This window comes from Amycolatopsis sp. PSD-21 (genome assembly GCF_055561455.1).
Map to the genome: position 1 here is coordinate 588,314 of NZ_CM145712.1, position 24,571 is coordinate 612,884.

A 24,571-nucleotide genomic window follows, 5' to 3' on the forward strand; every position below is an offset into this window, starting at 1 on the left:
TAACCCACGTCACACCGCACGGGAATCGGACAAAGGCGACTCTTTACCGATCCTTAGGAAAGGTTCGGCCGTTCACCGCCTCTCAAGCGGGCGGGAGTACCGTCGTAGGGGTGTTCCCCGAACATCGTCCCCGCAGGCTCCGTACCACTCCGGCCATGCGCAGGCTGGTCGGTGAGACGACGCTGCGCCCGCGCCAGCTGATCCTTCCCATGTTCGTGGCCGAGGGCATCGACACGCCCCGCCCGATCTCCAGCATGCCCGGCGTCGTCCAGCACACCCGCGACACGCTGCGCAAGGCCGCCGTCGACGCGGTCAACGCCGGGGTCGGCGGCCTGATGCTGTTCGGCATCCCGAAGACGCGCGACGCCGAGGGCTCCGGCGCGATCGACCCGGACGGCATCCTCAACGTCGCCCTGCGCGACCTGAGGTCCGAGCTCGGCGACGCGACGGTCCTGATGGCGGACACGTGCCTCGACGAGTTCACCGATCACGGCCACTGCGGCGTCCTCGACGCCGACGGCGGTGTCGACAACGACGCGACCCTGCGCGTGTACGCGGAGATGGGTCTGGCGCAGGCGGAAGCGGGGGCGCATCTGCTCGGCCCCAGCGGCATGATGGACGGTCAGGTCGGCGTCATCCGCGCCGCGCTCGACCGCGCCGGCCGCACCGACACCGGCATCCTCGCGTACTCGGCGAAGTTCGCCAGCGCGTTCTACGGCCCCTTCCGCGAGGCCGTCGATTCGCAGCTGAAGGGCGACCGGAAGACGTACCAGCAGGATCCGGGCAACGTGCGTGAGGCGCTGCGCGAGATCGAGCTGGACATCGCCGAGGGCGCCGACATGGTCATGGTCAAGCCCGCGCTGTCCTATCTGGACGTCATCAGGGCCGCCGCCGAGACGTCGACGGTTCCCGTCGCGGCGTACAACATCTCGGGGGAGTACGCGATGGTCGAGGCCGCCGCGGCGAACGGCTGGCTCGACCGCGAGCGCACGATCCTCGAGGTGCTGACCTCGATCCGCCGCGCCGGCGCGGACATGATCCTGACCTACTGGGCCGCCGAAGCCGCAGCTTGGCTGGACTAGGCAGTATCTCTCGAGGCGCGCTTTCGGATTTCCGTAGCCGGGCCGCGGCCGCGGGCGAGCACTCACCCAGCCGTGTCGGCGGCCCGCCTCCGCAAACCCGAGGCCTCCGGCCAAACAGAAACGCGCGCGCGTGTCCTCACCCGACCGGTCGACGGCGGTCTGAGCCACCCTCTAGGCTGCCCAGCGTGAGCGACAGCAGAGCCGACGAAACGGACGACGAGCGCCGCAAGCGGGGGATGTCACCGGATCCGATCCTGCCCGGCCAGAAGCCACCGAAGATCACGGTGCCGAAGCCGGTCGCGATCTCGTTCTGGCTGTGGATCCTCGCCGGCGTCGTCCTCGTGGCCGGGCAGATCGCCCTGCTGGTGCTGAAGGACGAGCTGACCGAGGGGATCCTCAAGCAGATCAGGGAGAACCCGGTTCCCGGCCAGCCCGCCGATCCGGCGCAGGTCGCCTCCGGCGTGAACACGCTCCTCTGGATGCTGTTCGGCGGCGCGCTCACCTTCGCGGTCCTGTTCGCGCTGTTCGCGTACAAGGCCCGTGAGGGAACGCGGTCGGCCAGGACGGTCCTCACCGTGGGCGCGGTCTTCCTGGTGCTGGTGGAACTGCTGATCCTGCGCGGTTCGCTCAACGTGTTCCTGCTGGTTTCCACCCTGCTGGTGGCGATCGCGCTGGTGCTCATGTACCTGCCCAGCGTCGCCGACCATTTCCCGAAGGTCGGGCGCACGCTGCCATGACCGCCGAGCCGTCCCTCTACGACGAACCCGGCGTGGGCTGGACGGCTTTGCTCTGGGCGCCGTTGTTCGCGCTCGCCGGGCTGCTCGCGGAACTGGCGACGGGCGGCCCGGTCCATTGGCTCGCCTGGATCCTGGTCGCGGCAGGACTGGTGGCGATCACCGTGCCCTGGGTGTACGCGCGCCGCCGGTACCTCTCGCTCGAAGTCACCGCGGACGGCTACCGCCAAGGCCGGGAAACGCTCGAAGTGGCCCGGATCGCCGAGGTGCTCGAAGACGAGGCCCCGGTCGGCTCGCGGGTCCTCGGTGGAGGCTGGACGATCCCCAAGAAGTACGGCGAAGTCGGGTTGAAACTCGAAGACGGCGTTTTCGTGCGCGCCTGGGCCAAGGATCCGGACGCCCTCCGTGCGGCTCTCGGGGATTTGGTGCGTGCCCGCACCTCAGAGTCATGAGAAACTGCTCACCGTGATCGACCTTCCCCAGCCGACCGGCGCCGATCTGTGGCCACCGGAGGACTCCCGGCGCGACGCCCGGCTGCACAAACCCCTGCGCGCCGTGGTGGGGGCGGTCGAACTGATCCTCGCCGCGCTCGCCGTGTGGGGTGCCTTCGCCTGCTGGAAGGCCGGTGTCGTCCCGGTCGTGATCTCCTACGGTGAAACGACGCTCGAATCGCAGCGCTACTTCGGCGGCCCGCTCGCCGGCGCCATCGGGCTGGGCGTGCTGGCCGCGATCCTGGTGGTGGACGCGATCCGCCAGTTCCTGCTCGCCGTCCGGGCCAAGGGCCGCAAGCCCAAGGAACCGAAGCTCAGTTGAGGAACACGACCGCGGCGTTGACCGCGGTCGAGAACAGCAGCCACAGCAGATACGGCACGAGCAGCCAGGCCGCGAGTTTCGACCGGCGGCCGAACTCCGCCATCGTGACGGGCACGACGAAGTCGAGCACGACGACGTCGGCCAGCGCGAGGACGTGCGCGCCGCCGGCGAAGAAGAGCGGCGTCCACAGCAGGGTCAGCAGCAGGCAGACGCCGTAGAAGGCGAAGCCGCGCGTTTCGCCGTCGGTGCGCCAGTAGAACCAGCCCGCGAAGGCGACCATGAGCAGCAGGACCGACCACATCGGGCCGTAGAGCCAGCCCGGCGGTGCCCACGACGGACGGGCCAGCGCGTTGTGCGTCTCGGTGCGGGTGGCCACCGCCAGCCCGGCCACGATCCCCACGATCGCCGCCATGGCGATGAATCCCGCCAAGGCCTGCCAGCGCAGGCGACGGTGGTGGGTCGGTGGTGACGGCACCGTGGACACGTGGATTCCTCCGCGAGGGTTTCGGCGGGAGTGCTCCCACCCTAGTGGGCCTGGTCACGCCATGCCCGGAACGGCGAGGACTCGGCGGCGGGTGTCCCCGGCGATTTGCGAGACTGGGGACGTGACTACCGGAGTCGATCAGTCCAAGGCATGGTTCGAACGAGCGAAGGCCGTGGTCCCGGGCGGGGTGAACTCCCCGGTGCGGGCCTTCAACTCCGTCGGCGGCACCCCGCGGTTCATGGTGCGCGGTGAGGGTCCGTACCTCTGGGACGCCGACGGCAACCGCTACGTCGATCTGGTCTCGTCGTGGGGCCCGATGATCCTCGGGCACGCGCATCCGGACGTCGTCTCCGCCGCCCGTGAAGCCGCTCTCGACGGCCTGTCTTTCGGCACGCCGACGCGCGGTGAGGTCGAGCTCGCCGAGGAGATCATCGGCCGCGTCGAGCCGGTGGAGCAGGTGCGCCTGGTCAACTCCGGCACCGAGGCGACGATGAGCGCGATCCGGCTGGCCAGGGGGTTCACCGGCCGGGCGAAGATCATCAAGTTCGCGGGCTGCTACCACGGCCACGTCGACGCGTTGCTCGCCGAAGCGGGCTCCGGCGTCGCGACCCTCGGCCTCCCGACGTCTCCCGGGGTCACCGGCGCGCAGGCGGCCGACACGATCGTCTTGCCCTACAACGACCTCGACGCGGTCCGGAAGTCCTTTGTGGACAATCCGGACGCGATCGCCGCGATCATCACCGAAGCCGCCGCGGGCAACATGGGCGCAGTCGCCCCGCTCGACGGTTTCAACGCCGGGCTCAAGGAGATCGCGCGCGAGCACGGCGCGCTGCTGATCATGGACGAGGTGATGACCGGGTTCCGCGTCTCGAAGGCGGGCTGGTTCGGCCTCGAAGGCGTCGCCGGTGACCTGTACACCTTCGGAAAGGTGATGTCGGGCGGGCTGCCCGCCGCGGCCTTCGGCGGCCGCGCCGACGTGATGGCGAAGCTGGCTCCGGGTGGGCCGGTGTACCAGGCGGGGACGCTGTCGGGGAACCCCGTCGCCGTCGCCGCCGGGCTCGCGACGCTGCGCGCGGCCGACGACGCCGTGTACGCGGCCCTCGACGCCAACGCGAAGCGGCTCGGCGACCTGTTCGGCCGGGCACTCACCGAGGCGGGTGTCACGCACACCGTGCAGTACGCGGGCAACCTGGTCAGCGTGTTCTTCAGCGAGAACCCGGTGACGAACTACCCGGGCGCGCAGGCCTCGGAGACCTGGCGGTTCCCGGCGTTCTTCCACGCGCTGCTGGACAACGGCGTGTACGCGCCGCCGAGCGCGTACGAGGCGTGGTTCGTCAACGCGGCCATGGGCGACGCCGAGTTCGAGATCATCGAGTCCGCGTTGCGCGTCGCCGCCCGCGCCGCCGCCGAGGCGGTCCAGGCGTGAGCGCGACGACGATCGTGCACCTGCTCCGCCATGGTGAGGTGCACAACCCGGACGGGATCCTGTACGGCCGCCTGCCCGGCTTCAAGCTCTCCGACCGCGGACAGCGTCAGGCGCTGACGGTCGCCGAAGCCGTCGCGACGCACGACATCACGCACGTGGTCGCTTCGCCGCTTCAGCGCGCGCAGGAGACCGCGGCGCCGATCGCCGCCGCGCACCGCCTCGACGTCGACACCGACGATCGGCTCATCGAGGCGGACAACCAGTTCGAAGGCGAGCGGGTCGCCGTCGGCGATGGCGCCCTTCGCCAGCCGAAGCACTGGCCGAAGCTGGTCAACCCGTTCCGGCCGTCCTGGGGCGAGCCGTACGTCGAGATCGCGCACCGCATGCTCGGCGCCATCCATCGCGCGCGGCGGGCGGCCGAGGGCCACGAGGCGCTGTGCGTCTCGCACCAGCTGCCGATCTGGACCGTCCGGCGGTTTCTGGAGGCGAAGCGGCTCTGGCACGACCCGCGTAACCGGCAGTGCTCCCTCGCGTCGCTGACCAGCCTGGTCTTCGAGGGCGAGGAGCTCGTGCGGATCGTCTACAGCGAGCCCGCCGGCACGACCGACCCGAAGGTGACCGGGGCATGAAGCGACTCGTGGCGGCCGTCGTCGGGCTGGCGCTCGTCGTCACCGGCTGCACCACCGGCAAGGACGCCGTCGTCACCGGCGGTTCGTTCAACTTCGTTTCGCCGGGCGGGAAGGTCGACATCACCTACGACGTCGCGGACCGCCAGCCGTCGCCGACGCTGTCCGGCGACGACCTGATGAACGAGGGCAAACAGCTTTCGATCGCGGACTTCCCCGGCAAGGTCATCGTGCTGAACCTGTGGGGCCAGTGGTGCGGGCCGTGCCGCGTCGAGGCGCCGGAGATGCAGAAGGTCTACGACCAGACCAAGGCGTCGGGCGTCGAGGTGATCGGCATCGATCTGCGCGACAACGACCGGAAGCCGCCGCAGGACTTCATGCGGGACCGGAAGCTGACGTACCCGTCGATCTACGACCCGTCGGGGCGGACGCTGCTGCAGCTTTCGGGTTATCCGCGCAACATCATCCCGTCGACGATCGTGCTGGACAAACAGCACCGGGTCGCGGCGGTGTTCCTGCGGGAACTGCTGGCGTCGGACCTGCTGCCCGTCGTCCAGCGCCTGGCCGCCGAACCCGCCTGACCCCCGCCCGGATCGCGTTTAGCCCGCTAAACGCGATCCGCCGACCGGGACCAAGGTCCTGACCGGGTGCGACGTAGGTCCCGTTCGGCCAGCCCCGGCGCTTTCACGCCGACCACACTGCCTACGCTCCTTTGCGTGAACGGTGTTACCGAGCTGGCGCTCTCAGGGCCGCTGCTGCTCGCGGCGGGCGTGGCGCTGCTGGCCGGGACGATCTCCTTCGCGTCGCCGTGCGTCGTGCCGCTGGTGCCCGGGTACCTCGCGTACCTGGCGGCGCTGGTCGGCGCGGACGCCCCCGCGGTCAGCCCCGACGAGGGGCGCAAGAAGGGCCGCTACGCCGTCGTCGGCGCGGCGGCGCTGTTCGTGCTCGGGTTCACCGTCGTCTTCGTGGTGACGCTGGGGACGCTGGTGTGGATCGCCGACGTCGTCCAGCTCAACATGGACCTCCTCCAGCGCCTCGGCGGCGTGCTGACCATCGCGATGGCGCTGGTCTTCCTCGGCTGGATCCCGGGCCTGCAGCGCGAGTTCCGCTCGCACCACGTTCCGCGCGGCGGGCTCTGGGGCGCGCCGGTGCTCGGCGCGGTCTTCGGGCTCGGCTGGACGCCGTGCATCGGCCCGACGCTGTCCGCGGTCATGTCGATGGCCAGCGCCACCGGCGGGGCGGCGGCGCGCGGGTACGTGCTGATCCTGGTTTATTGCCTCGGCCTCGGTCTGCCGTTCCTCATCATCGCGTTCGGCGCCCGCTGGGCCGTCCGCGCCACCGACTGGCTGCGCCGCCACGGCCGCCAGGTGCAGGTCTTCGGCGGTGTCCTGCTGCTGGTCGTCGGCGTCCTGCTGGTGACCGGACTGTGGGGCGACCTGACCGGCTGGATCCGCAACACCCTCGTGAACGACATCAGGCTGCCCTTGTGACCACTCGATACCGCCCGACGCCGCTCAAGCGCGCCTTCGCCTTCCTGCGCAACACCTGGCGAGGACTGACGTCGATGCGCACCGCGCTGGTGCTGCTGTTCCTGCTCGCGCTCGCCGCGATGCCCGGCGCCCTGCTGCCGCAGCGGAACCTCAACGTCGCCAAGACCGACGAGTACATCGCCGCGCACGGCTGGTGGGGCGAACTGCTCGACCGCCTTCAGTTCTTCGAGGTCTACGGCAGCGTCTGGTTCTCGGCGATCTACATCCTGCTGATGGTCTCGCTCATCGGCTGCCTCGCGCCGCGCAGCTTCGAGTACGCGAAGGCGATGCGCGCGAAGCCGGTGCTCACGCCGCGCAAGCTCTCGCGGATGCCGCATCACGTGTCCACCACGACCGACCGGACTCCCGAGACGGTCCTGACGGACACGCACACGCTGCTCAAGGGCTGGCGCCGTGTCGAGCGCGAAGAGGCCGACGGAAGCCGGAGCATCTCCGCCGAACGCGGGTACCTCCGCGAGACCGGCAACCTCGTCTTCCACTTCGGCATGCTCGGCCTGATCATCTTCTTCGCGCTGGGCAAGCTGTTCGGTTACGAAGGCCAGGTCATCGTCCAGGCCGACGGCAGCCCGTGGTGCAACTCCGGGATCCTCGGCTACGACACCTTCAACGCCGGGCTGCGCGTCGACGGCACCGACCTCAACGCGTTCTGCATCCGCCTCAAGGACTTCGAGGCGCGCTACACCGAGTCCGGCCAGGCGAACTACTACCACTCCAACATGGAGTACCAGTCCGGTGAAGACCTGCAGACTGGCGCGTGGAAGCCGTACGGGCTCGAGGTCAACTCGCCGCTGCGCACCGCTGGCGACCGCGTCTACCTGCTGAACTTCGGCTACTCCCCGAAGTTCACCGTGACCTTCCCCGACGGCACCGTGCGCACCAACATCACTCCGTGGCGTCCCGCCGACGAGCCGACGAAGCTCTCCGAAGGCGCGACGAAGATCGACCAGCCCGGCATCACCGACCCGATCGAACGCCGCACCCGCCAGCTCGCGATCACCGGCCTCCTCGCGCCGACCGCGTTCATGCACGGCAACGTGCTGACGTCGTCGCGGCCCGAGGCGAACAAGCCGGCCGTGGCCGTCGACATCTACCGCGGCGACCTCGGCCTCGACGCCGGCCGCGGGCAGTCGATCTTCCAGATCGACCAGTCGCTCGTCGCGGACGGCAGGCTCAAGAAGCTCACGCGGCAGAACCTCGACCAGGGCCAGGAGACCGTGCTGGACGACGGCACGAAGGTCCGCTTCGACGGCGTCCAGGAATGGGTCGCCATCCAGGTCTCGCACGATCCGGTGCAGGGCTGGGTGCTGGTCTGCGCGGTCGCGATGCTGATCGGGCTGGCGGGATCGCTGCTGGTCAAACGGCGCCGGGTGTGGGTCCGGGTGACCCCGGCGCGCGAAGGTGAGCCGGGTACCGTGATCGAGGTCGCCGGGCTGGCGCGCACCGATCAGGCGGGCTACGGCGAAGAGTTCCAGCGGATCAGCGACAAGCTGGTCCAGGGGCAGAGAGGCAACTAGAGGTCATGCCGATCAACGAGACGCTGTCCCAGTACAGCGACTACTCCTACACCACCGCGGCGGCGATCTACGTCCTCGCGCTGATGTTCGCCCTCGTCGAGCAGGGCTTCGGTGCGAAGGGCCGTCTGGCGGCCGAGCGCAGCAAACAGAAGGCGCGCGAACTGGTCGGCGCCGGCGGTCCGCCGGCATACGGGACGCCCGTCGAGGCCCCGCGCGAGGTCGGCCGCCCCGAGCGCATCGGCCGCATGGGCGCCGCGCTGCTGGTGCTGGCCGCGCTGCTGCACCTGGCCGCGATCGTGCTGCGCGGGCTCGCCGTGCACCGCGCGCCGTGGGGCAACCTCTACGAATACGGCATGGCGACGACCTTCATCGCCGTCGTGACCTGGATCGTCATCATGCGGAAGTTCCCGGTCCGCCACCTCACCGGCTTCCTGCTGCTGCCGGTGGTGATCCTGATGTTCGTCAACGGCACCATGCTGTACACGACGGCCGCGCCGGTGCAGCCCGCGCTCCAGTCGTACTGGCTGATCATCCACGTCTCCGCGGCGATCATCGGCTCCGGTGTCTTCCTGGTGCCGGGTGTCGCGAGCGTCCTTTACCTGTTCCGCGCCGCCCACGACGACAACCCGGCGAAGTTCGCCAAGTTCGGCCCGAAGCTGCCCGCGGCGGACGTGCTCGACCGCATCGCCTACCGCACCACCATCTTCGCCTTCCCGATCTTCACCTTCGGCGTGCTCTGCGGCGCGGTGTGGGCCGAGGCGGCGTGGGGCCGGTTCTGGGGCTGGGACCCCAAGGAGACCGTCGCCTTCGTGGCGTGGGTCGTCTACGCGGCGTACCTGCACTCCCGCGCGACCGCGGGCTGGCGTGGGAAGCGGGCCGCGATCATCAACATCGTCGGTTTCTCCGCGACGATCTTCAACATGTTCTTCGTGAACCTGGTGACGTCGGGTCTGCACTCCTACGCCGGGGGCTGACCGCCGCCTCTGCGCGCGCGACGACTACCGTCAATACTGAGGTATGGGGGTAGACGTGCGCGGAGGAGGAATTCAGCGGTGACCGGACCCAGCGAAGAATCGGCTCCTGGCCACCCCGAACCGACCGAGAGCGTCCAGCCCTCGGAGTTGTTCTCCGAGGACCGGACGGATTCGGCGCCGCATCCGACCGCGGGGGGTTTCGAGGCCGAGCCGACTCAGGTCGTGCAGCCGCAGTATCCGCCCCAGCAGGCCCAGTATCCGCAGCAGCAGCAGCCCGCTCCCCAGCAGCAGCCGCTGCCGCAGCCGTCGCAAGGGCAGTACCAGCAGCCCTACGACCAGAACCTGCCGCCGCTGCACCCTCAGCAGCCCCAGCAGGCGCCGCCGCAGCAGGCCGCCCAGTACCCGCCCCAGCAGCAGTACGCGCAGCCGCAGCAGGCGGTGCCGGGGCTTCCGCAGCCGCAGGGCAGGCACGCGCTCCCGGACGAACTCGCCACCGCGAGCCTGGTGAAGCCGCAGAAGCGCAAGCCGCAGTCGGGCTGGCGCAAGGCGCTTTACGTGGGCACCGGCAAGCTGGTCAACCCGGGCGAAAGCCCCAAGGACACGCGTAAGCGGGAGCTGATCGCGCAGATCAACCAGCCGCTGCGCGGGTGCTACAAGATCGCGATGCTGAGCCTCAAGGGCGGCGTCGGCAAGACCACCACGACGACCACCCTGGGCTCGACGTTCGCGTCGCTGCGCGGTGACCGCGTCGTCGCCGTCGACGCGAACCCGGACCGCGGGACGCTGTCGCAGAAGATTCCGATCGAGACCACCGCGACCGTCCGGCACCTGCTGCGGGACGCGGACAAGATCACCAGGTACAGCGACGTCCGTTCGTACACCTCACAGGGCGGGAGCCGCCTGGAGATCCTCGCCAGCGAGCAGGACCCGGCGGTTTCGGAGGCCTTCTCCGAGGACGACTACCGGCGCACGGTCAACCTGCTGGAGCACTTCTACAACATCGTGCTCACCGACTGCGGGACCGGATTGATGCACTCGGCGATGAAGGGCGTCCTCGACGTCGCGGACGCGCTGGTGGTGGTCTCCTCCGGCTCCGTCGACGGGGCGCGCAGTGCGTCGGCCACGCTCGACTGGCTGGAGGCGCACGGCTACGGCGACCTGGTCAAACGGTCCGTCGCGGTGATCAACTCGGTGCGGCCGAAGGGCGGCTCCGTCGATCTCGACAAGCTGTCCGCGCACTTCGGCGCGCGCGTCCGATCGGTGTGCCGTATCCCGTTCGACCCGCACCTGGAAGAGGGCGCGGAGATCGAACTGGACCGGCTCGACGCGGACACCAGGCTGGCGCTGCTGGAACTGGCGGCCACCGTCGCCGACGGCTTCGGTGGCCAGCCGTACCAGCCGATCCAGGCCTAGTCTTTACCTTTGTCCTCGTCTTTACCCTTGCGCTGCTGCTCACCGAGCTTGCGCAGGAAGTCGGGGTCGTCGTCCGGGGCCAGTGTCGGTCGCGACGAGGGCACCCCGACACGCTCGATCCCGAACGCGCGCCACAAGACCACGGCGACGGTGAGCGCTCCGATGGCCGCGAGCAGATAGATCATGCTCGGTCCCTTCCGCGTGGAGGACGTTCCTCAGTCCCACGAGGCTAGCCCCTTTGCCGCGCGTGGGGGGACTCATGGATACCCCAATGTGACGAAGGGCGGTTACGGGCCCTTCGTCACTGGAGTCCTATTTGAGGGAAATGCCTGCTCAGACCTTGCGGGCGGGCTCGCTGGCGTCGGTGGTGAGCTCGGCGAGGAGTTCGTTCACCTCGGCCTCGCGGAACCGGCGGTGCCCGCCGGGAGTGCGGATCGAGCCGATCCGGCCCGCGGTCGCCCAGCGGGTCACGGTCTTGGGGTCGACCCGGAACAGAGCCGCCACTTCGCCGGGGGTGAGCAACCTGCCGCCCATGGTCGCGGTCATTTTCCGCCTCCTTCACGGTTCCAGTGCTAAACCGGAGGGCGGGCCCGATGCCCGTCGTGCCGGGTAGCCAACGCGGCAATCGTTGCATCTCACCCGTCAGGTACTCGAACGGTTGTCCATAGGTAAAGAGCCCTTAAAGGTCAAAACCGACAACCGCGACATACGCGTTCCGGCCCCGCGGTCTTGTCACGGATGTATGAAAACGCGCCCTGATCACGCGAATCGGGCCGTGGCACCTAAGGTGTAGCGGTGGACCAGGTGGATCGGAAGATCATCGCGGCATTACGGGAGAACGGGCGGGCTACCTACGCCGACCTCGGCCGGTCTGTCGGACTCTCGGCTTCATCAGTGCACGAACGCGTCGGCAAACTCGAGGCCGCCGGCGTGATCACCGGCTACCACGCCATGGTCGACCCGAGCACGGTCGGACTCGGGGTGACGGCGCTGGTCGGCATCCACCCCACCGACACCGCGACCGAGGACGACGTCGCGGAGGCGCTCGGGGCGCTGGACGAGGTCGAAAGCTGCTACGCCGTCGCGGGCGACGAGGCCTTCGTCGTCAAGGTGCGGGTGGCGACCGTCGATGATCTGGAGCGGACCCTCGGCAGGCTGCGGCGGATCCCCGGCGTCGGCCGCACGAACACCACCGTCGTGCTCTCCACCCGCTTCGAAGGACGGCCCAACAACGCGGGCCTGGACGACGGCCGCGACGGCAACGCGTAGCCTGCGTTGGTGTGAGCGATAATCACCTGCCCCGTGACCTGACGCTGTACGTGCTGGCCAGGTTCGTCCTGGTCGGGGTCATCGCAGGCGGGTTGCTGCTGGCCAACGTCCCGCTGCTGGTCGCGTTGGTGATCGGCCTGGTCGTGGGGCTGCCGCTGGGCCTGCTGCTGTTCCGCCCGCTGAACGCGCGCGTGACCGCCGGGCTCGCCCGCCGCAACGAAAAACGCGCCCGCGCCCGTGCCGAGCTGCGCTCGCAGCTGCGCGGCGACCGGGTGGACGGTGCCGCGTGAGCCTCCTGCACAGCCGCAGCTGGGTCCGCGAAGCCGTCCGCATCATCGAGGCCGACGCGAACCGCAGCGCCGACACGCACCTCCACGTCTTCCCGCTGCCCCCGGAATGGGGCGTGGACCTGTACTTGAAGGACGAGTCCGTCCACCCGACCGGCTCGCTCAAGCACCGGCTCGCGCGTTCGCTGTTCCTTTACGGTCTGGTGAACGGCCAGATCGGGCCGGACACCGTGCTCGTCGAGGCGTCCAGCGGTTCGACGGCGGTTTCGGAGGCGTACTTCGCGCGGATGCTCGGGCTGCGGTTCATCACCGTGGTGCCGCGCAGCACGTCGCCGGAGAAGATCGCGCTCATCGAGTTCTACGGCGGCGAATGCCACTACGTCGACCGCGCGCCGGACATGTATCCCGAGGCCGAGCGGCTCGCTTCGGAGTGCAACGGCCACTACCTCGACCAGTTCACCTACGCGGAGCGCGCGACGGACTGGCGCGGGAACAACAACATCGCCGAATCGGTGTACGCGCAGATGCAGTCCGAGCGGCACCCCGTGCCGGCGTGGATCGTCGTCGGCGCCGGGACCGGCGGCACGAGCGCGACCTTCGGCCGCTACGTGCGCTACAAGCGGCACACCACGAAGATCGCCGTCGTCGACCCGGAGAACTCTTCGTTCTTCGGCGCCTGGCAGACCGGGGCGCTCGACTACAGCACCGGCATGCCTTCGCGGATCGAGGGAATCGGGCGGCCGCGCGTCGAGCCGTCGTTCGTGCCCGGCGTGATCGACGAGATGTTCCAGGTCCCCGACGCCGCTTCGCTGGCGGCCATCCGCGTGCTGCGCGAGCGGACCGGGCACTGGGCCGGCGGCTCGACCGGGACGAACCTCTTCGGCGCTTTCACACTGATCTCGCGGATGGTCTCGGAAGGCCAGGCGGGCAGCGTCGTCACACTGCTGTGCGACGGCGGGGAACGGTACGCCAACACGTACTACGACGACGCTTGGCTGGCGCAGAAGAACATCGACATCGCGCCTTACCTGGAGAAGTACCGGGAGTTCCTGGTGAGCGGGAAGCTCGCCCCGGAGGCCTGAGGGCTTCGGGTGGTGTCGCGAAAGCCACTTTCGCGACGTCTGGTGTCCCGAAAGTGGCTTTCGCGACACCAGGTGGTGCCCGTGCAAGCACGGAAGACGCGTGACCGGACCTTTCGCGCCGCACTGTGTGGATTTCGGGTCATCCAACGCCCCGAAATCCACACAGTCCCGTATCAAAGGTCCGGTGACGCCTCACAGCGCCAGGCTCACAGCGCCAGGCTCACAGCGCCAGCGCCACCGCGGTCAGCACCGCCCACCCCAGCATCGCGAACCCGGTGTCCCGCAACGCCGGGATCAGCGCCCGCCCCTGCGCCCCGCCGCCGACGGCCTTGACCGACTTCAGCAGCAGCGGCGCGGTCAGCAGCCCCAGCAGCGCCCACGGCGTCACGAAGGCGAGCAGCACGCTCACGACGTACGGCACCGCGACCAGCACCAGGTAAAGCCGGCGGGTGCCGCCATCACCGAGCCGGGTCGCGAGCGTGCGCTTGCCGGACTCGATGTCGGTCGGGATGTCGCGGAGGTTGTTGGCGGTCAGCACGCCGGTCGAAAACGAGCCGACGGCGACCGCGCAGCCGAGCGCGGTCCAGCTGAGCTGTCCGGCTTGGACGTACACAGTGCCCAGTACGCCGGCCAGCCCGAAGAAGACGAAGACCGCGATCTCGCCGAAACCGTAGTAGCCGTAAGGCTTTTTGCCGCCGGTGTAGAACCAGGCGCCGAGGATGCAGACCGCGCCCATCGCCAGCAGCCACCACAGGCCGCTGATCGCGACGAGCACGAGCCCGAGGACTCCGGCGAGCCCGAGGGCCACGAGAGCGGCTGTCAGGACGGCCTTCGGCTTCGCGACTCCGGAGCCGACCAGCCGCAGCGGGCCGACGCGGTTCTCGTCGGTGCCGCGGATGCCGTCGGAATAGTCGTTGGCGTAGTTGACACCGACGATCAGCGCCAGCGAGACGAGCAGCGCGAGAATCGAGCGGGTCCAGGAGAAGCCGTCGAGCGCGATTGCCGCGCCGACTCCGGCGACCACCGGCGCCACCGCGTTGGGCAGCGTCCGCGGGCGCGCCCCTTCGATCCATTCACCAGCAGTCGCCATGCCGCCATTCTGGCCCTGGCCACTACCGGCCGGTATGCGGGGCTCGTCACCTGCCCGCGCCCTCGCGAGCAGGTGACGAGTCGCGCTACTTGAGGTCGTCGATCGTGTCTTCCAGGGTCCAGGTGAGCGTGCCGCTGTTCGGAACGGCGGTCTCCGGTTCGTCCGCCAGCGCGGGCCCGGCCAAAGCGACCAGTCCCATCGTGACGGCGGTGCAGGCCAATACTGTGCGTGTCCAGCGCGTCATAAGTAGACGTAAACCCGCGGGTAATGACTGTGTCAACAACGTCCCGGTAATCGGTGGGGAATTCACGACCTTCGTAGGAGATTCCTGACGGCCGCCCGGTCGACCTTCCCGGGGCCCCGCAAAGGGAGCTCTTCGGCGAATTCGACCCGCTTCGGAGCGGCGGCCGCACCGGCCTCTTCGCGGCACGCGGCACGCAGCGATTCGACGTCGCAACCAGCGCCGACGACGAGCGCGACGACGGCTTCGCCCCACTCGGGGTCGGGCACTCCGACCACGCACGCGTCCCGGATTCCGGGCTGGGCGGTCAAGATCCGCTCGACGGCCGCGGCGGCCACCTTCACCCCGCCGGTGTTGATCATGTCGTCGATCCGCCCGAGGATCTCCAGCCGCCCGTCGGTCGTCCACCGGCCCCGGTCGGAAGTGCGGAACCGGCCGTCCTCGAAGGCCTCCGCGGTCAGGCCGGGGCGCAGCCGGTAGCCGTGCGCGAGGACGTCACCCGTGATACAGACCCGCTCGTCCTCGAGTTCGACGCGTACTCCGTCCAGCGGTACACCGTCGTAGACGCAGCCGCTCGCGGTCTCGCTCATGCCGTACGCGGGCACGATCTTCACGCCCGCTTCGGCGGCGCGCTCGCGGAGATCCGCCGTCGTCGCCGCGGCGCCGACGATGATCGCGTCGAAGGCGCGCGCCGCCGCCAGGCCGGGGCCGCCCGCGTCGAGCAGCCGCCCGAGCTGGGTCGGCACGAGCGCGGTGTAGCGCGGCCCGTCCAGGGACAGCAGCGGTGCGGCGGCTTCGGCGAAGTCGTCCGGCCGGAAACCGGAGGCGTGCAGCACGGACGGCGTCGTCCCGGCCAGCAGTGAGCGCACCAGCACCTGGAGCCCGCCGATGTAGTGCGCCGGGGTCGCGAGCAGCCAGTGGCCCGGCCCGCCGAGCCTCTTGTGGGTCGCGTGAGCCGACGCGGTGAGCGCCGACGCCGACAGCAGGACCCCCTTCGGCTCACCGGTGGAGCCTGAGGTGGCGATGATCACCGCCGTCCCGGGCTCGGCCGGGCGCATCGGCTCCATCGCGTCCCGCAGGGGCTCCGACGAGTAGGGGAGGACGGCGGGGCCGCCGTCGAGCGCCTCGGCCAGTGCCGCGGTCAGCTCGACGATCGACCCTGGACTCCCGTCCACCCCTACCGCACGCATCCCGCCAGGCTAACGCCGAAAGGACACTCGGCTCAGCAGTGCTTCGTGGCGCCGCCGTCACTGAGGTAGTGGTCGGAGAACCAGCCTTGCTTCTGCGTGCCCGCGATCCGGCCCCAGGTCCAGAAAGGGTTGCCGTTGACTTCGGTGCCGGTCGTGTAGCAGTGGTAGTAGATCAGCGTGCCCCCGGCGACCCACCCGTACGAGGAGCAGTTGGTGTGCGGGCCGGAGCGGTAACGCATCCTCTCCTTCGTCCGGCCTTCACCGCTGTCCTTGTTCGAGTGCCCGTGGCTACAGCTCAGGGTCTGCACCGGGTCGGCGGGTGCCGCGTCGGCGACCCCGCCGACGCCGAGCAGCCCCGCCGCGACGACGCCCGGCAGCGCCAGAGCAGCTCTTCGGAGTGACTTCTTCATCGTTGGTCCCCTCGAAATAGTCGGGTTTCGCTTTCGAGGGGAAACGTAAGCGCCGCCGAACTCCCTGCTCCAGGCCTTTTCGCCTGGTCGAAAAGGGTCAGTAGTAGTACGGGAAGGCCGACCAGTCGGGGGAGCGCTTCTCCAGGAAGGAGTCGCGGCCCTCGACGGCCTCGTCCTGCATGTACGCCAACCGGGTGGTTTCGCCGGCGAAGAGCTGCTGGCCGACCAGACCGTCGTCGGTGAGGTTGAACGCGTACTTCAGCATCCGCTGCGCCGTCGGCGACTTGCCGTTGATCGTCCACGCCCAGTCCAGCGCCTCGGCCTCGAGCTTCGCGTGCGGGACGGCGGAGTTGACCGCGCCCATCGCCTGCATCTGCTCGGCGGTGTACTCGCGGCCGAGGAAGAAGATCTCCCGCGCGAACTTCTGCCCGACCTGCTTGGCCAGGTACGCCGAGCCGTAGCCGCCGTCGAAGGAGCCGACGTCGGCGTCGGTCTGCTTGAAGCGCGCGTGCTCGGCCGAGGCGAGCGTGAGGTCGCACACCACGTGCAGCGAGTGCCCGCCACCGGCCGCCCAGCCGGGGACCACGGCGATGACCACCTTCGGCATGAACCTGATCAGCCGCTGGACCTCGAGGATGTGCAGCCGTCCGGCCCTGGCGGGATCGATCGTGTCGGAGGTCTCCCCTTCCGCGTACTGATACCCGGAGCGTCCGCGAATACGCTGGTCACCACCGGAACAAAACGCCCAGCCGCCGTCCTTCGGCGAAGGGCCGTTGCCGGTGAGCAGGACGCACCCGACGTCCGAGCTCATCCGCGCGTGGTCGAGCGCGCGGTAGAGCTCGTCGACGGTGTGCGGGCGGAAGGCGTTGCGGACCTCGGGACGGTCGAACGCGACACGTACGACACGTTTGCCTGAGCGGCTCTCAGAGGAGCGGTGATAGGTGATGTCGGTGAAGTCGAAACCTTCGACCTCGGTCCACAAGGCGGGGTCGAACAGCTCGGAAACCTGGGCGTCATCCACGTTTGGGAGAATAGGACGTGTGGCCGTGAGTCGTAGTGTGAAACCCGAGGTCTGCCGGTGAATCCTTCCACCGCGCAGGCCAGGGTCATCGTCGACGAACTCGTCCGCAACACCGTCTCGCACGTCGTCCTCTGCCCGGGCTCACGCAACGCCCCGCTGTCGATCGCGCTGTACGACGCGGCGGCCGCCGGGCGCCTCCAGCTGCACGTCCGCATCGACGAACGCGGCGCCGGATTCCTCGCCCTCGGCATCGCCGCGCGCACCGGCCGCCCCGTGGCGGTGCTGTGCACCTCGGGCACCGCGGCCGCGAACTTCCACCCCGCTGTGCTGGAGGCCGACCGCGCCGGGGTCCCGCTGATCGTGCTGACCGCCGACCGGCCGCCCGAGATGCGGGCCGCCGGCGCGAGCCAGGTCATCGACCAGCACCAGCTCTACGGCAACGCCATCCGCTACTTCGACGAGCTCGCCGTCGCCGAACGCCGCGCCGGGCAGAACTCGTACTGGCGTGGCCAGATCTGCCGCGCCTGGAACGCCGCGTACGGCGAATGGCGCTGCGGGCCGGTGCACCTGAACATCCCGTTCCGCGAGCCGCTCGTGCCCGATCTCGACGATGACGGCGAGTGGTACGAGTCACTCGAAGGGCGTCCCGACGGCGCTCGCTGGACGGAGCTCCCGGACTTCGGCGCGCTTCCCTCTTTCGTGGTGCCCTCGGCCCGCCACGGCCTGGTCATCGCGTGTGACACCGGCGTGCAGGCGGCCAGCGAGTGGGCCGAGCTGCACGGCTGGCCGGTCGTCTCGGAGACCGGCGGCATCGGGATGGCGGGCGCGACCGCGATCTCGTCCGGCGCCTGGCTGCTCGGCGTCGAGGAGTTCATCTCGCGGCACAAACCCGAGCAGGTCCTGTGCATCGGGCGTCCGACGGTGTTCCGGCAGGTCCAGCGGGTGCTGTCCGATCCGGACGTCGAGGTGCTGCTGGTCCGGCCCGATTCGGACTGGCCCGCGCCCGCGCACAACGTCCGCCAGGTCGGCCAGTGGTTCGACGAGCCGACCAAACCGGCCGATCCGGAGTGGCTCGCGAGCTGGCAGCGCGCGGACAAGGCGGCGGCGGGGGCGGTCACCGAAGCGCTGGCCGACGAGCCGTGGCCGAGCGGGCTGCGCCTGGCGACCGAGCTGGTCGACGCGGTCCCGGAGGGGTCGCTGCTGGTCGTCGGCTCGTCCAACCCGACCCGCGACGTCGCCCTCGCCGGACGCCTGCGGCCCGACGTCCTCGTGCACCGCAACCGCGGCGTCGCCGGGATCGACGGCATGGTGTCGACCGCGATCGGCGCCGCGACCGTCCACAGGGGACATTCGTACGCCCTGCTCGGCGACCTGACGTTCCTGCACGACGCGAGCGGCCTGCTGACCGGGCCCGCCGAACAGCGCCCCGACCTGACGATCGTGGTGCTCAACGACGACGGCGGCGGCATCTTCTCCCTGCTGGAGCAGGGGGCGCCCGAGCACAACGCCAGCTTCGAGCGGGTCTTCGGCACGCCGCACGGCGCCGACCTCGGTGCCCTGTGCGCCGGTTACCGCGTGCCGCACGTCGTCGCCGAGACGCTCACCGAGTTCCGCGCGGCGCTCAAGCCCGCGCCGGGGCTGCGCGTGGTGGAGGTCCGCGTGGACCGAACGCGTCACCGCGAGCTGCACGCGCGCCTCCGTACGGCGGTGTCGTCGGCCGTACGCGCTGTCTAGCCGATTTTGATCTCAGTCCAGAGGCTAGGAACCCCTCCTTCGGACGTGTCTCCGCGTCGATCGGCTGGCTACGTTCGAGCGCGCTGACAAATCCTGGGAGGATTCGCAATGCGCTTGAAGACTCGCGCCGGCTTCGCCGGATTGACCGCGTGCGTCGTCTCGGTGCTGCTCGCCGGCAGCGCGGCCGCCGCACCCGCGCCCGGCTCGATCGGCATCGGCGACCCGTACTACCCGCACGCCGGGAACGGCGGCTACGACGTCGGTCACTACGACCTCCGCCTGACCTACCAGCCCGCCACCGACCTGCTGTCTGGCGCCACGACGATCCTGCTCACCGCGACGCAGGACCTCTCGGCGTTCAACCTCGACTTCGGGCTGAAGGTGTCGAGCGTCCGGGTCAACAACCGGCCCGCGAAGTTCGCGACGTCGACCGACGGCACCGGTGAGCTCACCGTCACGCCGGCCTCGCCGCTGAAGAAGGGCCAGACGGCGACCGTCGTCGTCGCCTACGCGGACACCCCGTCGAAGGTGAAGATCGACGGCTTCACCGCCTGGAAGAAGACCCCGGACGGCGCGCTGGCCGTCGACGAGCCGCAGAGCGCGGCCTGGTGGTTCCCGTCCAACGACCACCCGACCGACCTGGCCACCTACGACGTCTCGGTCGAGGTCCCGAACGACGTCGCCGCGCTGTCGAACGGCACGCTCGTCCGCAAGACGGTGCAGCGGCCCGGCTGGACGCGCTGGAACTGGCGCAGCACCAAACCGCAGGCGACGTACCTCACGTCGCTGGAGGTCGGCAAGTTCGAGGTGAACGAGCAGACCACGCCGGACGGCAAGCCGTTCATCACCGCCTACGGCGCCGACCTCGGCGAATCGCTCGGCGCGGCCAAGGCCAGCATCGAGCGGACGCCGGAGATCACCGAATTCCTCGCCTCGAAGTTCGGGCCCTACCCGTTCGAGGCGCAGGGCGGCGTCGTCACCACCGGCATCACCTTCGCGCTGGAGAACCAGACCCGGCCGGTGTACGGCGCCAGGGCCTTCCGGAGCGGCTCCAACACCTCGATCGTGGCGCACGAGCAGGCGCACCAATGGTTCGGAGACAGCGTCACGCTCGGCAAGTGGAGCGAGATCTGGCTGAACGAGGGCTTCGCCTCCTACGGCGAGTTCCTGTGGTCGGAGGAGAGCGGCGAGGGCACAGCCGACGAACTCGCCCAGTACATCTACGACTCGATTCCGGCCGAGGACCCGTTCTGGCAGGTCCTGCCCGCCGACCCCGGTGCGGACAACCAGTTCGACGCGGCCGTCTACGACCGCGGCGCGCTCGCGGTGCACGCGTTGCGCAAGGCCGTGGGCGACGACACGTTCTTCCGGATCCTGCAGACCTGGCAGCAGGTGAAGAAGGCCAAGTCGGCGGTGATCCCGGAGTTCATCGCGCTCGCGGAGCGGATCTCGGGCAAGCCGCTGTACGACCTGTTCCAGACGTGGCTGTACACCAAGGGCAAGCCCGCCGTGGGCCCGAACGGTGCGCAGGCGGCATTGCGGGCCGCTGTGGCCCCGGTCGCACCGAAGTCGTACCCGCAGATCAAGGCGACCCATGAATTCCTCGCCGAGCGACACGCCCACTGACGGGTAGCGATACGCTCGCGGCGTGACGGCCAAAGCGGAGCGGGTGAGGCGCATCGGGTGGTATGCCGCCCTCGTTGTCGCCTCACTCGTCACCGTGCTCGGCGTCTCGCTGCTGTTCGCCGCCATCCGGAACGACAGCGCGATCGAAGCGGAGCTCGGGCAGGCGACCGCGCAGGTCGAGTCGGTGGCCTTCGACCGCACGATCATCAACTACGCGACCCCCGACGGCATCATGCACAGCCCGGCCAACGGGGTGCTCTACCCCTCGGGCCTGGCCGCCGGGCAGCTGGTGAACATCGAGTACGACGTCGGCGACCCGGAACTCGCCCGGGTGGCCGGGCGCTCGGCGGCGAACACACTGCTGCCGCTGGGGAGCATGATCTTCTTCACCTGGCTGATCGCCGGCCCGCTCCTTTGGTGGATCCGGGGGCAACGGCTGGCCTACCGGCGCTCGCTCGCCGAGTCGTCCGTCTGATCACGCGTGTCGTCCCTCTGATCACGCGAGTTACGCCCCCAATCACGCGAGTTACGTCCCCAATCACGTGAGTTACGCCCCCAATCACGCGAATCTCGCGCCCAATCACGTGAGTTCCGTGCTCAGTCGCGCGAGCTTGCCGCGCGGCACCGGCGAACACGTGTGATCAGACGGCGCACTCACGTGATCAGATGGACGACTCGCGTGATTGAACGGACGTCTCGCGTGATCGGAAGGCGAACTCGCGTGATCAGGGGCGTAACTCGCGTGCTTGGAGACGTAACTCGCGTGCTTGGAGGCGTAACTCAGCCCACCGACTCCTGCCACCAGCCCAGGACCTCGTCGGCCACCCCCGGTGCCGCGACCAGCAGGGCGTCGACGGGCAGGGCCGTCCCTTCCCCGTGCCGGTCCAGGACCACGGCACCCGCCTCGATGGCCAGCGCGACCGATCCGGCGACGTCCCATTCGCGGTAGCTGTGCAGCACCGCCGCGGCCGCGTGCCCCAGCGCGACCTGCGCGATCGCCAGCGCCGCCGAGCCGAGCACCCGGACGCCGGCGTGCGCGGCGGCGGCCCGTTCGATGAACTGGCCCATCCCGGGCCAGACACCCTTGCGCGTGAGTTCCGTGCAGACGATCGCGCCGGCGGTCCCGCATCGGTCGGTGAGCGTGATCGGCTTGCCGTTCGCCCGCGCGCCGCGGCCGCGGGCGGCGGCGTAGATCTGGGCGCGGTACGGGTCCGCGACCACGCCGACCACCGGGCCCGAAGCGTCGATCAGGGCGAGGCTGTACGCGCACCAAGGCACCCCGGCGACGTAGTTCGCGGTGCCGTCGACCGGGTCGACCACCCAGCGGTATTCCGCGACGTCGGCACCGTGGTCGGCACCGAATTCACCGCCGACGACGGGGATACCGGGGAATTCCGCGGTCAGCACGCGCCGGGTGTGGCGTTCGAGGATCCGGTCGGTGTCGGTGACCCAGTCGAAGGGCGAGTCCTTCGGATCGGGCTGGGCGCCCCGGCCCGCGGTCGCGGTGATCACGTCGGTCGCGTCGTTGGCCAGCCGCCCGGCCACTTCGAGGGCCCTCGACACCAGCCCGGGCTCGACGGGCTGAGGCGGCCTAGACGACAGGAGGGTCATGCCTGACTAGTGTGGCCGAGCCTGGTTTACGGAACACGACCTTGAGATGACATGTCGTCTGTTCCGTTTTTGTTGGCGTGGGTGTCACAACCGGATGCGACAGTGATCCGCGTGCGAGTCGCGATAGTCACCGAAAGTTTCCTGCCCCAGGTGAACGGCGTGACCAACTCCGTGCTCCGCGTCGTGGAACACCTCCGCGACCGCGCGCACGACGTGCTGATCATCGCCCCCGGGCCGGGTCCCGTGGAGTACCTCGGCGCCCCGGTCGTGCGCATTCCCGCCCTCGATTTCCCCGGCGTGAACTCCCTCCCGGTCGGCGTGCCGACCAGGACGGTGCTCACCGCACTGGCCGATTTCGGGCCGGACGTGGTGCATCTGGCGTCGCCGTTCGTGGTCGGCGCCCGCGGGCTCGCCGCGGCCCGGCGGCTGCGGGTGCCGTGTGTCGCGGTGTACCAGACCGACATCGCCGGTTTCGCCGCCGCGTACGGCTTCGGTATCGCCGCCCGCGCGGCCTGGCGCTGGGTGCGCCGCCTGCACTCGCGGGCCGACCGCACGCTCGCGCCGTCGACGGACTCGGTGGATCAGCTGAAACTGCACGGGATCCCGCGAGTGCACCGCTGGGCGCGCGGCGTCGACATCGAGCGGTTCTCCCCGGTCCACGCCGATCCCGCGTTGCGCGCCGAGCTGGCGCCGAACGGTGAACTGCTGGTCGGTTTCGTCGGCAGGCTCGCGCCCGAGAAGGAGGTCGAACGGCTGACCGCGCTCGCCGGGGTCGACGGGATCCGCGTGGTCGTCGTCGGTGACGGGCCGGAGCTGCCGATGCTGCGCGAACGGATCCCGGGCGCGGCGTTCCTCGGCGCCCGCTACGGCGAAGAGCTCTCCGCCGCGTACGCGAGCCTCGACGTGTTCGTCCACACAGGACCGCACGAGACGTTCTGCCAGGCCATCCAGGAGGCGATGGCGTCCGGGCTGCCGGTGCTGGCGCCGAACGCGGGCGGCCCGAAGGATCTGGTCCTGCCCGGCCGCACGGGATACCTGTTGCCCGCCGACCGGGCCGGGTTCGCGACGGCACTGGTGGACAAGGTCAACGACCTGCGCGACGAAGCACTGCGCGCCAGGCTGGGGGAGAAGGCGCGCAAGGTCGTGCTGGGCCGGACCTGGCCCGCCGTCTGCCACGAACTGGTCGGCCACTACGAGGCCGTCCAGGGCAAAGTCGCGCGCGCGGCCTGACCAATGCACATCGTCCAGCTGGCCAACTTCTACGGACCACGCTCGGGCGGGCTCCGCACGGCCCTGCACCACCTCGGCGCCGGATATGTGGCGAGCGGCCATCAAGTGACCCTCGTGGTGCCTGGGCGGCGCTACGCGGACGAGACGCTGCCCTCGGGCGTCCGCCGGTTTTCCCTTCCCGCACCGCGGATCCCGGGCACCGGCGGCTACCGCGCGGTCGATCCGCATCGCGTGCGCGCGGTGCTGGAACGTCTGGAGCCCGACAGGCTGGAAGTGTCCGACAGGCTGACCTTGCGCGGCATGGGCGTCTGGGCGCGGCGCAACGGCGTGCCCAGCATGGTGATCTCGCATGAGCGGCTGGACAGGCTGCTGGAGCAGTTCCTCATGCCGGAACCCGTCGCGCGGCGCGTCGCCGACGTCGCGAACCGGCGGATGGCGCGCCGCTACGACACGGTCGTCTGCACGACGGCGTTCGCCCGCGCGGAATTCGACCGGATCGCCGCACCGAACGTGCGCCGTGTCCCGCTCGGTGTCGACCTCGCGACGTTCACCCCGGCCCGGCGCGACGACGGCTGGCGGCACACGCTGACCGGGGACGCCGACGCGCTGATCGTCCACTGTGGACGCCTGTCGCCGGAGAAACACGTCGAGCGCAGCGTGGACACCGTCGCCGAGCTGACCGAAGCAGGGCACCGCGTGCGGCTGGTGATCGCCGGCGACGGCCCTCGGCGGCGTGCGCTGGAACGGCGGGCGCGCGGGCTTCCGGTGACCTTCCTCGGGTTCCTGTCCGGACGCGGCGACGTCGCGCGGCTGCTGGCCAGCGCCGACGTTTCCCTCGCGCCCGGTCCACACGAGACGTTCGGACTCGCGGCGCTGGAGGCGCTCGCTTCGGGCACTCCGGTGGTGGTTTCGGCGTCGTCCGCGCTGCGGGAGATCGTGCGACCCGGCTGCGGCGAGGCCGTCGACGATCTCGCCCCGGCGTTCGCGGGCGCCGTCACCGGTCTCCTGGAGCGCCCCGAGGACGCGCGGCGGGCGGCGGCGCGGGCGCGAGCGGAGGAATTCGCCTGGCCACGATCGGTACAGGGAATGCTCTCCGCGCTCGCCTGATCACTTTGTATCCATTTTGTACAACGGGCATTCATCGTCCCCTCACGCCATCGAGCG

Annotated in this window: 27 protein-coding genes; 19 read left to right on the forward strand and 8 right to left on the reverse strand. The window is 69.9% G+C overall.

Annotated elements, in window-relative coordinates:
- Positions 1-110 precede the first annotated feature (110 nt).
- The 4 genes from hemB (at position 111) to ACZ1DY_RS03105 (ending at position 2,629) form a co-directional block, all read left to right on the forward strand.
- On the forward strand, positions 111-1,082 hold the full coding sequence (gene hemB / locus ACZ1DY_RS03090; RefSeq protein ID WP_257489370.1) for a porphobilinogen synthase: 972 nt from the start codon (positions 111-113) through the stop codon (positions 1,080-1,082).
- A 185-nt stretch (positions 1,083-1,267) separates the two neighbouring features.
- Complete coding sequence (locus tag ACZ1DY_RS03095) at positions 1,268-1,819, forward strand: hypothetical protein (RefSeq protein WP_126733224.1); 552 nt, start codon at positions 1,268-1,270, stop codon at positions 1,817-1,819.
- Positions 1,816-2,268: a hypothetical protein gene (locus tag ACZ1DY_RS03100; protein WP_465483558.1), complete on the forward strand. Its 453-nt coding sequence runs from the start codon at positions 1,816-1,818 to the stop codon at positions 2,266-2,268. The genes ACZ1DY_RS03095 and ACZ1DY_RS03100 overlap by 4 nt, the downstream gene beginning before the upstream one ends.
- On the forward strand, positions 2,246-2,629 hold the full coding sequence (locus tag ACZ1DY_RS03105; RefSeq protein ID WP_126733226.1) for a hypothetical protein: 384 nt from the start codon (positions 2,246-2,248) through the stop codon (positions 2,627-2,629). Before ACZ1DY_RS03100 ends, ACZ1DY_RS03105 begins: the two co-directional genes overlap by 23 nt.
- On the opposite strand, the gene ACZ1DY_RS03110 is transcribed toward ACZ1DY_RS03105, so the two are convergent.
- Complete coding sequence (locus ACZ1DY_RS03110; protein WP_465483559.1) at positions 2,622-3,113, reverse strand: TspO/MBR family protein; 492 nt, start codon at positions 3,111-3,113, stop codon at positions 2,622-2,624. The two genes, ACZ1DY_RS03105 and ACZ1DY_RS03110, sit on opposite strands and share 8 nt — an antisense overlap.
- Before the next feature lie 121 nt (positions 3,114-3,234).
- On the opposite strand from ACZ1DY_RS03110, the gene hemL reads away from it, so the two are divergent.
- From hemL to ACZ1DY_RS03145, 7 genes are all read left to right on the forward strand, one after another.
- A complete protein-coding gene (gene hemL / locus ACZ1DY_RS03115) occupies positions 3,235-4,539 on the forward strand; it encodes a glutamate-1-semialdehyde 2,1-aminomutase (protein WP_465483560.1) in 1,305 nt (434 codons plus the stop codon).
- Complete coding sequence (locus ACZ1DY_RS03120; RefSeq protein ID WP_126733229.1) at positions 4,536-5,168, forward strand: histidine phosphatase family protein; 633 nt, start codon at positions 4,536-4,538, stop codon at positions 5,166-5,168. The genes hemL and ACZ1DY_RS03120 overlap by 4 nt, the downstream gene beginning before the upstream one ends.
- Positions 5,165-5,746 (forward strand): TlpA family protein disulfide reductase, encoded by a 582-nt coding sequence (locus ACZ1DY_RS03125; RefSeq protein WP_257489365.1) that lies wholly within the window; start codon positions 5,165-5,167, stop codon positions 5,744-5,746. The genes ACZ1DY_RS03120 and ACZ1DY_RS03125 overlap by 4 nt, the downstream gene beginning before the upstream one ends.
- A 135-nt stretch (positions 5,747-5,881) precedes the next feature.
- Positions 5,882-6,655, forward strand: coding sequence for a cytochrome c biogenesis CcdA family protein (locus ACZ1DY_RS03130; protein ID WP_034310635.1), 774 nt, complete (start codon positions 5,882-5,884; stop codon positions 6,653-6,655).
- 74 nt (positions 6,656-6,729) lie between these two features.
- On the forward strand, positions 6,730-8,229 hold the full coding sequence (gene resB, locus ACZ1DY_RS03135; RefSeq protein ID WP_465485813.1) for a cytochrome c biogenesis protein ResB: 1,500 nt from the start codon (positions 6,730-6,732) through the stop codon (positions 8,227-8,229).
- Between the two features lie 5 nt (positions 8,230-8,234).
- Entirely contained in the window at positions 8,235-9,203 is a 969-nt protein-coding gene (gene ccsB, locus ACZ1DY_RS03140; RefSeq protein ID WP_257489364.1) for a c-type cytochrome biogenesis protein CcsB, read from the forward strand.
- Positions 9,204-9,281: 78 nt separating this feature from the next.
- Positions 9,282-10,616, forward strand: a complete 1,335-nt coding sequence (locus ACZ1DY_RS03145; protein ID WP_465483561.1) for a MinD/ParA family ATP-binding protein — start codon at positions 9,282-9,284, stop codon at positions 10,614-10,616.
- Here the strand turns inward: ACZ1DY_RS03145 and ACZ1DY_RS03150 are convergent.
- Together ACZ1DY_RS03150 and ACZ1DY_RS03155 are read right to left on the reverse strand one after the other, a co-directional pair.
- Complete coding sequence (locus ACZ1DY_RS03150; protein WP_125788692.1) at positions 10,613-10,801, reverse strand: hypothetical protein; 189 nt, start codon at positions 10,799-10,801, stop codon at positions 10,613-10,615. The genes ACZ1DY_RS03145 and ACZ1DY_RS03150 overlap by 4 nt on opposite strands.
- A 148-nt stretch (positions 10,802-10,949) precedes the next feature.
- Positions 10,950-11,162 (reverse strand): BldC family transcriptional regulator, encoded by a 213-nt coding sequence (locus ACZ1DY_RS03155; RefSeq protein ID WP_005151795.1) that lies wholly within the window; start codon positions 11,160-11,162, stop codon positions 10,950-10,952.
- Positions 11,163-11,411: 249 nt separating this feature from the next.
- Between ACZ1DY_RS03155 and ACZ1DY_RS03160 the strand changes: the two genes are divergently transcribed.
- The 3 genes from ACZ1DY_RS03160 to cds1 are packed head-to-tail and all read left to right on the forward strand — an operon-like array spanning position 11,412 to position 13,254.
- Positions 11,412-11,885, forward strand: coding sequence for an Lrp/AsnC family transcriptional regulator (locus ACZ1DY_RS03160; RefSeq protein ID WP_185927119.1), 474 nt, complete (start codon positions 11,412-11,414; stop codon positions 11,883-11,885).
- Between the two features lie 11 nt (positions 11,886-11,896).
- On the forward strand, positions 11,897-12,175 hold the full coding sequence (locus ACZ1DY_RS03165; protein ID WP_126733234.1) for a DUF4229 domain-containing protein: 279 nt from the start codon (positions 11,897-11,899) through the stop codon (positions 12,173-12,175).
- A complete protein-coding gene (cds1, locus tag ACZ1DY_RS03170) occupies positions 12,172-13,254 on the forward strand; it encodes an L-cysteine desulfhydrase Cds1 (protein WP_126733235.1) in 1,083 nt (360 codons plus the stop codon). The genes ACZ1DY_RS03165 and cds1 overlap by 4 nt, the downstream gene beginning before the upstream one ends.
- Positions 13,255-13,474: 220 nt before the next feature.
- Here the strand turns inward: cds1 and ACZ1DY_RS03175 are convergent, their stop codons facing one another.
- The 4 genes from ACZ1DY_RS03175 to ACZ1DY_RS03190 form a co-directional block, all read right to left on the reverse strand.
- Positions 13,475-14,344 carry a 1,4-dihydroxy-2-naphthoate polyprenyltransferase gene (locus tag ACZ1DY_RS03175; protein WP_465483562.1) on the reverse strand — a complete coding sequence of 290 codons (870 nt, stop codon included), beginning with the start codon at positions 14,342-14,344 and terminating at the stop codon, positions 13,475-13,477.
- Positions 14,345-14,650: 306 nt separating this feature from the next.
- The gene (gene menE / locus ACZ1DY_RS03180; protein ID WP_465483563.1) at positions 14,651-15,775 is read right to left on the reverse strand and encodes an o-succinylbenzoate--CoA ligase; all 1,125 of its coding nucleotides are present in this window, start codon (positions 15,773-15,775) and stop codon (positions 14,651-14,653) included.
- Positions 15,776-15,807: 32 nt separating this feature from the next.
- Entirely contained in the window at positions 15,808-16,185 is a 378-nt protein-coding gene (locus ACZ1DY_RS03185; protein WP_257489360.1) for a hypothetical protein, read from the reverse strand.
- Positions 16,186-16,282: 97 nt separating this feature from the next.
- Positions 16,283-17,206, reverse strand: coding sequence for a 1,4-dihydroxy-2-naphthoyl-CoA synthase (locus ACZ1DY_RS03190; protein WP_126733237.1), 924 nt, complete (start codon positions 17,204-17,206; stop codon positions 16,283-16,285).
- 57 nt (positions 17,207-17,263) lie between these two features.
- Here ACZ1DY_RS03190 and menD point away from each other — a divergent pair, with 57 nt between their 5' ends.
- The 3 genes from menD to ACZ1DY_RS03205 all read left to right on the forward strand — a co-directional run bounded on the left by menD (position 17,264) and on the right by ACZ1DY_RS03205 (position 21,041).
- Positions 17,264-18,940 carry a 2-succinyl-5-enolpyruvyl-6-hydroxy-3-cyclohexene-1-carboxylic-acid synthase gene (menD, locus tag ACZ1DY_RS03195; protein ID WP_257489358.1) on the forward strand — a complete coding sequence of 559 codons (1,677 nt, stop codon included), beginning with the start codon at positions 17,264-17,266 and terminating at the stop codon, positions 18,938-18,940.
- Between the two features lie 108 nt (positions 18,941-19,048).
- On the forward strand, positions 19,049-20,566 hold the full coding sequence (locus ACZ1DY_RS03200) for a M1 family metallopeptidase (protein ID WP_465483564.1): 1,518 nt from the start codon (positions 19,049-19,051) through the stop codon (positions 20,564-20,566).
- A gap of 22 nt (positions 20,567-20,588) precedes the next feature.
- Complete coding sequence (locus ACZ1DY_RS03205) at positions 20,589-21,041, forward strand: DUF3592 domain-containing protein (protein ID WP_465483565.1); 453 nt, start codon at positions 20,589-20,591, stop codon at positions 21,039-21,041.
- A gap of 305 nt (positions 21,042-21,346) precedes the next feature.
- Here the strand turns inward: ACZ1DY_RS03205 and ACZ1DY_RS03210 are convergent, their stop codons facing one another.
- A complete protein-coding gene (locus ACZ1DY_RS03210; protein WP_126733241.1) occupies positions 21,347-22,177 on the reverse strand; it encodes an inositol monophosphatase family protein in 831 nt (276 codons plus the stop codon).
- Positions 22,178-22,336: 159 nt separating this feature from the next.
- On the opposite strand from ACZ1DY_RS03210, the gene ACZ1DY_RS03215 reads away from it, so the two are divergent.
- Positions 22,337-23,407, forward strand: coding sequence for a glycosyltransferase family 4 protein (locus tag ACZ1DY_RS03215; RefSeq protein WP_465483566.1), 1,071 nt, complete (start codon positions 22,337-22,339; stop codon positions 23,405-23,407).
- Positions 23,408-23,410: 3 nt separating this feature from the next.
- Positions 23,411-24,514, forward strand: coding sequence for a glycosyltransferase (locus ACZ1DY_RS03220; RefSeq protein WP_465483567.1), 1,104 nt, complete (start codon positions 23,411-23,413; stop codon positions 24,512-24,514).
- Positions 24,515-24,571 lie beyond the last annotated feature (57 nt).

Coding starts and splice junctions, on each gene's coding strand:
- ACZ1DY_RS03150 (WP_125788692.1), bottom strand. CDS start 10,801: ATGATCTATCTGCTCGCGGCCATCGGAGCGCTCACCGTCGCCGTGGTC.
- resB (WP_465485813.1), top strand. CDS start 6,730: ATGCGCACCGCGCTGGTGCTGCTGTTCCTGCTCGCGCTCGCCGCGATG.
- menE (WP_465483563.1), bottom strand. CDS start 15,775: ATGCGTGCGGTAGGGGTGGACGGGAGTCCAGGGTCGATCGTCGAGCTG.
- ACZ1DY_RS03185 (WP_257489360.1), bottom strand. CDS start 16,185: ATGAAGAAGTCACTCCGAAGAGCTGCTCTGGCGCTGCCGGGCGTCGTC.
- ccsB (WP_257489364.1), top strand. CDS start 8,235: ATGCCGATCAACGAGACGCTGTCCCAGTACAGCGACTACTCCTACACC.
- ACZ1DY_RS03155 (WP_005151795.1), bottom strand. CDS start 11,162: ATGACCGCGACCATGGGCGGCAGGTTGCTCACCCCCGGCGAAGTGGCG.
- ACZ1DY_RS03125 (WP_257489365.1), top strand. CDS start 5,165: ATGAAGCGACTCGTGGCGGCCGTCGTCGGGCTGGCGCTCGTCGTCACC.
- ACZ1DY_RS03200 (WP_465483564.1), top strand. CDS start 19,049: ATGCGCTTGAAGACTCGCGCCGGCTTCGCCGGATTGACCGCGTGCGTC.
- ACZ1DY_RS03220 (WP_465483567.1), top strand. CDS start 23,411: ATGCACATCGTCCAGCTGGCCAACTTCTACGGACCACGCTCGGGCGGG.
- ACZ1DY_RS03210 (WP_126733241.1), bottom strand. CDS start 22,177: ATGACCCTCCTGTCGTCTAGGCCGCCTCAGCCCGTCGAGCCCGGGCTG.
- ACZ1DY_RS03175 (WP_465483562.1), bottom strand. CDS start 14,344: ATGGCGACTGCTGGTGAATGGATCGAAGGGGCGCGCCCGCGGACGCTG.
- ACZ1DY_RS03100 (WP_465483558.1), top strand. CDS start 1,816: ATGACCGCCGAGCCGTCCCTCTACGACGAACCCGGCGTGGGCTGGACG.